The sequence below is a fragment of the Bacillus sp. AP50 genome (genome assembly GCF_040492675.1).
GTDB lineage: Bacteria > Bacillota > Bacilli > Bacillales > Bacillaceae_G > Bacillus_A > Bacillus_A cereus.
The window spans coordinates 1-1309 of sequence record NZ_JBEUTW010000719.1; the positions used below are offsets into that span (position 1 = coordinate 1).

Below are 1309 nucleotides of genomic sequence, written 5' to 3' on the forward strand. Positions count from 1 at the left end.
GTTTCCATATGATCTTTCACCATATTTTTAATTAATACATATTCTATAGAAGGTTTATTTACAAAGCTAAAAAATTTCTTCCTTTTAAATAAAGCATTAATTCCCGCTACTAGAAAGCGATGTTCTAAAAAGTCCTCATCCCAGTAATTTTCTTTATCACTTAATTCATTATAAGTACTTAAATTTAAGTATCTTTGCTTAGCTTCCTGAACTGTTAATAAATTATAAGACGGCTGTATCTTAAAGAATCTTCCACTATCATTATCACCAAACTGTGCAACCTCTCCATTAGGCTTAGTAATATCAGCTGTAAACTCAGCCGTTTTTTCTAATCTCTCTATATACCAATTCGGAAAAATTTTTCCATTATGGAAATCCCAAAATTTATCCGAATCAATTTCAAATCCTAGTTTTTTACAAATTTCAATATGATTTTGCAATCTATAACTATGCAATACCTTTATTTTCTCTTCAGGTAATGCTAGCGCTACTGTTGTTGCATAAAGCATGAGTTCGCTAGATAAGCGATGATAAGTAGTTGAATTTTCAAAGTTTGAGCCTTCTTCATAAAATTGAAAACTCATCTCTTGAATTAATTCTTGGAATGAAAAATTTAACCACTGTGATACCACTTCTGTGGCAGGAAGGTATGTAGCTATAAAGAATAGCCCCACAATATTAGATAAATAATGATTATTCCTTATATCCTTATTACGCTCTAAATTATTAAAAATAAAATTACCATGATCATGCATAGAAAGTACAAATATTTTTTCAAATTCCTTATCAAATTCGACTCCTTGTACTTTAAATAAATCATAAACTAAAAGCCAATTAGCCGCCCGAATCGCAACGTCCATAGTACATGTCCAATTCACCCCGAATTTAGGTGGGTTTGTAGAGATGAAATCAAGGATCTCATCTTGAAATTCTCTTACATATACATATGGGCTAGCAAATCCTTCCTTTCCTTGTTTCGCTAATTTATATGCCCATACAAATTGAACTAAATGTTGCATTCTTGAAAGCTCCCAAGGCACTTTAATATCGACTCCCGGTTGTTTACCAAAAGATATTTTAGAAGAATGCTTTCTTGAATCCCAACAATAACCTGATTTAAAATCTATTCTCCAATCTATCGGTAAATAGTCATCTGATATTTTACTCCGAACATATTTACTATAAGGGATATTTTTTTTATTAACTAAATTTTTTATCAATCCATCAACATTATTTGATTCAATTTTTTTAGCAATATATCTATACTCCCCTAGCCCCCTACATTCTATATTATGTCTGTCTCTTATAC

Annotated in this window: 1 protein-coding gene; it reads right to left on the reverse strand. The window is 30.7% G+C overall.

What is annotated here, in order from left to right:
- Positions 1-1309, reverse strand: a 1309-nt coding sequence (locus ABWK52_RS28820) for a heparinase II/III family protein (protein ID WP_353772348.1), incomplete at both ends; no start/stop codon positions are given.